Origin of the sequence: Streptomyces botrytidirepellens (assembly GCF_003721215.1) — a bacterium.
GTDB classification, from domain to species: domain Bacteria; phylum Actinomycetota; class Actinomycetes; order Streptomycetales; family Streptomycetaceae; genus Streptomyces; species Streptomyces himastatinicus.
In genome coordinates, this window is record NZ_RIBZ01000202.1 from 1 (window position 1) to 5,163 (window position 5,163).

The 5,163-nt window shown below is 72.5% G+C and carries 5 protein-coding genes, 5 tRNA genes and 1 pseudogene; 6 read left to right on the forward strand and 5 right to left on the reverse strand.

Features of this window, described 5'->3' with window-relative positions; genetic code table 11:
- The 3 genes and pseudogenes from EEJ42_RS15495 to EEJ42_RS15505 form a co-directional block, all read right to left on the reverse strand.
- The coding region (locus EEJ42_RS15495) for a GNAT family N-acetyltransferase (RefSeq protein ID WP_148081958.1) at positions 1–306 on the reverse strand (306 nt) is incomplete at its 3' end.
- 119 nt (positions 307–425) lie between these two features.
- Positions 426–1,247, reverse strand: a complete 822-nt coding sequence (locus EEJ42_RS15500; protein ID WP_123100526.1) for an aminotransferase class IV — start codon at positions 1,245–1,247, stop codon at positions 426–428.
- Positions 1,244–2,355 (reverse strand): annotated as a pseudogene (locus tag EEJ42_RS15505) (chorismate-binding protein). Before EEJ42_RS15505 ends, EEJ42_RS15500 begins: the two are co-directional and overlap by 4 nt.
- Positions 2,356–2,525: 170 nt before the next feature.
- On the opposite strand from EEJ42_RS15505, the gene EEJ42_RS15510 reads away from it, so the two are divergent.
- The 5 genes from EEJ42_RS15510 (at position 2,526) to EEJ42_RS15530 (ending at position 2,973) form a co-directional block, all read left to right on the forward strand.
- Positions 2,526–2,598 (forward strand) — tRNA-Gly (locus EEJ42_RS15510).
- A 28-nt stretch (positions 2,599–2,626) separates the two neighbouring features.
- Positions 2,627–2,697 (forward strand) — tRNA-Cys (locus EEJ42_RS15515).
- Position 2,698: 1 nt separating this feature from the next.
- Positions 2,699–2,770 (forward strand) — tRNA-Val (locus EEJ42_RS15520).
- A gap of 49 nt (positions 2,771–2,819) precedes the next feature.
- A tRNA-Val gene (locus EEJ42_RS15525) sits at positions 2,820–2,891 on the forward strand.
- A 10-nt stretch (positions 2,892–2,901) separates the two neighbouring features.
- Positions 2,902–2,973: transfer RNA gene (locus EEJ42_RS15530), tRNA-Val, on the forward strand.
- Between the two features lie 230 nt (positions 2,974–3,203).
- Here EEJ42_RS15530 and EEJ42_RS15535 read toward each other — a convergent pair.
- Both EEJ42_RS15535 and EEJ42_RS15540 read right to left on the reverse strand, forming a co-directional pair.
- Complete coding sequence (locus tag EEJ42_RS15535) at positions 3,204–3,410, reverse strand: hypothetical protein (RefSeq protein ID WP_123100527.1); 207 nt, start codon at positions 3,408–3,410, stop codon at positions 3,204–3,206.
- 252 nt (positions 3,411–3,662) lie between these two features.
- The gene (locus EEJ42_RS15540) at positions 3,663–3,899 is read right to left on the reverse strand and encodes a hypothetical protein (protein ID WP_123100528.1); all 237 of its coding nucleotides are present in this window, start codon (positions 3,897–3,899) and stop codon (positions 3,663–3,665) included.
- A 269-nt stretch (positions 3,900–4,168) separates the two neighbouring features.
- On the opposite strand from EEJ42_RS15540, the gene EEJ42_RS15545 reads away from it, so the two are divergent.
- The coding region (locus tag EEJ42_RS15545; protein ID WP_148081959.1) for a serine/threonine-protein kinase at positions 4,169–5,163 on the forward strand (995 nt) is incomplete at its 3' end.

Below are 5,163 nucleotides of genomic sequence, written 5' to 3' on the forward strand. Positions count from 1 at the left end.
GAGCGCGGCCGCCAGGCCGAGGGCGGTCGCCGCCTGCGCGGGGACGCTCGCCACCAGCCGGGTGCAGCGCCAGCCGCGCAGCACCTCCTCGGCGGCGAGCGCGGCGACCGTGCCACGGCCGCGGTGCCGGTCCGCGGCGTCGATGTGGAGGTACTCGATCCGCCCGGTGGACGGGCCCAGCCGGGCGTCGGTGGTGAGCCGGACGCTGCCGACGGGACGGCTGTTGACGCACACCTCGTACGAGCGCGCGCGCCCGCCGTCGTCGGTGTGCCGCTCGGGCGTGGTGGGCCGCAGGGTGGTGGTCACGATGGTGTTGTACCCGGGCCCGGGGCGCACGTCATCAGGTTTACGGCGGGAGGCTTTCGTTCCGTTTGCCCGGGGCCGATGGGCGCCACGGAACGATGGGCGTCACGGACCGATGGGCGTCAGGGGTCGATGTCGGCGGCCGCCCGCTCGGTGAAGATCCGCATGGCCTTGGCGGTGACCGGCCCCGGCGTACCGGGCACGTTCCGGTCGTCCACCTGCCGTACGGCCTGGACGTCCCGGGTGGTGGAGGTCAGGAAGACCTCGTCGGCCCTCTCCAGGACGTCGAACGGCAGCTCGGTCTCCCGCGCGCCCACCCACTCCAGGACGAGGGCGCGGGTGATGCCCGCGAGACAGCCCGAGGCGAGCGGCGGGGTGTGGAGTTCGCCGTCGAGGACGACGAAGACGTTGGTCCCGGTGCCCTCGCAGAGTCCGCCGACGGTGTTCGCGAACAGGGCCTCGGTGGCGTCGTGTTCCCGGGCGCGGGCGAGCGCGACCACGTTCTCGCCGTACGAGGTGGTCTTGAGCCCGGCGAGCGCGCCGCGCTCGTTGCGGGTCCAGGGGACGGTGACCACGGTCGTGGTGTCCGCCCGGCGGTGGGTCTCGACGAGCGCGACGACGAGCGTGGGGGCCGCCGTGCCCCGGTCGGAGCCCAGCGGCGAGAACCCGCCGGTGTAGGTGATCCGCAGCCGCCCCAGCGACATGGGGTTGTCGGCGAGGACCGCCTCGCAGGCCCGCCGCACCTCGTCGAGGTCGGGTTCCGGCAGGCCGAGGCCGTGTGCGGAGCGGGCGAGCCGGTGGAGATGGCGGGTGAGCGCGAAGGCGCGGCCGTCCACCGCCTTGACCGTCTCGAAGACGCCGTCGCCGACCGTCAGCCCGTGGTCGAACACCGACACCTGGGCGCTGTCGGCTTCGCGCAGGGATCCGTCGAGCCAGATCGTCACCGCATGGTCCTTCCCGTCGGCTGCTGTACCTCCGACGCTACCGCGAGCAGTCGCGCCGCCTTGAGTTCGGTTTCGTCCCATTCGCGGTCCGGGTCGGAGCCCCAGGTGATCCCGGCTCCGGTGCCGAACCGCAGCACGGCGTCGGCGGGCGACGGCCGGTCGATCCAGAAGGTGCGTATCCCCACGGCCAGCTCGCCGGTGCCGCGGTCCGCGTCCACCCAGCCGATGCCGCCGCAGTACGGACCGCGCNCGCGTCCACCCAGCCGATGCCGCCGCAGTACGGACCGCGCGGCGCGGTCTCCAGCTCCCCGATGATGCGCAGGGCACTGGACTTGGGCGCCCCCGTCACCGACCCGGGCGGGAAGGCCGCCGCGAACAGCTCCGCCCAGCCCTCCCCCGGTGCCAGCTCGCCGCGGACCGTGGAGACCAGGTGCACCAGACCCGGGTGCGGCTCGACCGCGCAGAGCGCGGGGACGGTCACCGTGCCGGTGGCGCAGACCCGCCCCAGGTCGTTGCGGACCAGGTCCACGATCATCACGTTCTCGGCGTGGTCCTTCTCCAGCAGGTCCTCCGCGTGGCGGCCGGTGCCCTTGATCGGCCCGGACTCGACGGTCCGTCCGGAGCGGCGCAGGAACAGCTCGGGCGAGGCCGTGGCGACCTCCACGCCGTGTTCCGGCAGCCGCACGGTGCCCGCGTACGGGGCCGGGTTGCCGCGGGCCAGCAGGACGGTCAGCGCGTCCACGTCCGCCGCGTACGGGTCGGGCAGCGGCGCGGAGAGCACGCGGCACAGATTGGCTTGGTAGACCTCGCCCGCCGCGATGTGACGGCGGACGCGGCGCACGCCCTCGGTGTACCCGGCCCGGTCCAGCGAGGAGGTCCAGTCGGTGGGCCGGGGACCGCGCCAGGCGCCCGGCTCGGGGGCAGGCGCAGGGGCGGGCACGGGCTCGCGGCGTACGTCACCGAAGCGGGCACAGACCACACGCCCCTCGAAGTCCGCGACAACAGCCCAGAAACCCTCGGTGTCGAGAGCCGAGGGGTCGCTGGTCACATCGCGAAGATCGGTGGCGAGCAGGCCACCGAAGCGGGCGAGAGGGGGCAGGTCGTGCACGCTTGCGAGTCTATGGCGCCTGGTCACGGGGGTCGCGGCAGGGACCGCGGCGAGGTGGCCGCCAGGTGAGCAGGGCAGCACGCTGCGGAAACGGAATTTGAGCTGGCTCCGGAATCCGCTAGAGTTCAACACGTCGCCGGGACGCGGAAGCGCCCCGGGAAACGACACCTGCGGACGTGGCTCAGTTGGTAGAGCATCACCTTGCCAAGGTGAGGGTCGCGAGTTCGAATCTCGTCGTCCGCTCGGAGTGGGGGTTCACGCCCCTGCGTCTGGTGGAGTGGCCGAGAGGCGAGGCAACGGCCTGCAAAGCCGTCTACACGGGTTCAAATCCCGTCTCCACCTCGGACGATTAGCTCAGCGGGAGAGCGCTTCCCTGACACGGAAGAGGTCACTGGTTCAATCCCAGTATCGTCCACTCGGGACCTTCGGGTCCCACCCACCGGGGCCCTCGCGGCCCCACACCCGCGCGATTAGCTCAGCGGGAGAGCGCTTCCCTGACACGGAAGAGGTCACTGGTTCAATCCCAGTATCGCGCACGCAGTCCCGGGACGATTAGCTCAGCGGGAGAGCGCTTCCCTGACACGGAAGAGGTCACTGGTTCAATCCCAGTATCGTCCACACCGATCGGCCGAGGGCCGGAGCGAGCAGCTCCGGCCCTTTGTCGTGTGTCCTGTTCAGCTTGGTGTTCAGCAGGCTCAGCAGGTTCAGCAGGAGAACGCGGCCAGAACGGCGCGAGCCCGGACAGCTCCCCAGCTGTCCGGGCTTCGTGCCGTCCGCCGCACCCCCGTCCCCACGGGGCTGATGGCCGGAAGTCCCCGGCCCGGGCCGCTCTCCCGGGCCTGGAGCGCTCAGCGCCCCAGCATTCCCGCCACGGACGACGCCTGTGTGACGACGGCTTCCCAGCCGCCGAACGCGATGCTCAGCAGGACGGCCAGCGGCAGCACCATCGCTGCCGCGACCAGAGGATGGCGGGTGCCGGTCTGCGGGCTGCCGAACGCGTCGAGGGCCGCGCGCCTGCGCGCCCTGACGACCGTGCGTCCCACCGTGTCCGCCATCGTCCTTCCTCCGTCACATCTACAGCGGCGAGCGTCTGACCTCGGGGGACGAGTGCTGCGCCCGCCGCTTGACCTCAACATTAGGTGCGCGCCCCCGTCCACGGCGTCATGCCCTCGTACCGCTTGCCGGGCCTCCCGGAGGATGACGCCGGACCGGGCCTCGTACTCCCCTGGGTGGAGAAATCCGCCCAGGACTTGGGGTCTTCCCGGAGGGGTCCGCCGGAGCGGGCCCCTCCGGGGGCGGACGGCCCCTTACTCACCGTCCCCGTCCGCGCCCCGCGGCACCGGCTGCTCCACGAGCGCCAGGACCCGGTTCGCCATGAAGCGGGCCGTCCGCACCACGGACCCGTTTCGGGTGACTTCGCTCACTTCCACCACCCCGCGCCGCACCGCCGTCTCGACCCGTCGCCCCGCCCTCTCGGCCACCACTTCATACGTCCGCGTCGTGTCGCCCGCGTCCACCACTATCTCCACACGATCACCCTTCACGGTCTCAATCCCCCTTCTGAGACGGTCTTTTGAGATCACGCACGCGCAGACCGGAGCACGGATTGCCACGATTCCGGCCCACTTCTCCAGGATCCCAGGCACCACTGACAATCCGTAGGCCGACGCATGCGCGGCCTCTCAGCGCGCGGGGCCGTCAATCCGTAAGCTGTGCACGTCAGACGGACGGCAGTGGACCGGCAGCAGACGGCAGCGGATGGGGCTCCCCACCAAGGGGTAGATGGGCTCCCCACCGGAGGTAGGGGACGGACATGGCGATGATGCGGCTCCGGCGCGAGGACCCGCGTGTCGTCGGCTCCTTCAGGCTTCACCGGCGGCTCGGTGCGGGCGGTATGGGGGTCGTCTACCTCGGGTCCGACCGGCGCGGGCAGCGGGTGGCGCTGAAGGTCATCCGGCCGGATCTGGCGGAGGACCGGGAGTTCCGGTCGCGGTTCGCCCGCGAGGTGTCCGCCGCGCGGCGGATCCGCGGCGGCTGTACGGCGCGGCTGGTGGCCGCGGACCTGGAGGCCGACCGGCCGTGGTTCGCCACCCAGTACGTGCCCGGTCCCTCCCTCCACGACAAGGTGAACGAGGAGGGCCCGCTGCCGGCCGCGCACGTCGCGTCCATCGGGTCCGCGCTGGCCGAGGGGCTGTTGGCGGTCCACGAGGCGGGGGTCGTCCACCGCGACCTCAAGCCGTCGAACATCCTGCTCTCCCCCAAGGGCCCCCGCATCATCGACTTCGGCATCGCCTGGGCCACCGGCGCCAGCACGCTGACCCACGTCGGGACGGCCGTCGGCTCCCCCGGCTTCCTCGCGCCCGAGCAGGTGCGGGGCGCGGCCGTCACCCCGGCGACGGACGTCTTCGCGCTGGGCGCCACGCTCGCGTACGCCTCGACGGCGGATTCGCCGTTCGGGCACGGGAGTTCCGAGGTGATGCTGTACCGCGTCGTGCACGAGGAGCCGCAGCTGCTCGGGGTGCCGGATGCGCTGGCTCCGCTGCTGCACGCGTGCCTCGCGAAGGACCCGGAGGACCGGCCGTCGACGCTTCAGCTCTCGCTGCGGCTCAAGGAGATCGCGGCGCGTGAGGCCCACGGGCATGCGCCGCACGGTTCGCCCCATGGGCCTGCGCAGCATGGGCATGCTGCGGACGGGCGTCCCGCGGGGCGGCGCGCCGACGCGTACGCGGACCAGCACACGGAGCGCCGCCCCGGAGCGGGTACGCCGCCCCGGGGTGCGGCGGCGCCCCGGGCGTCGTCGCCGCGGTC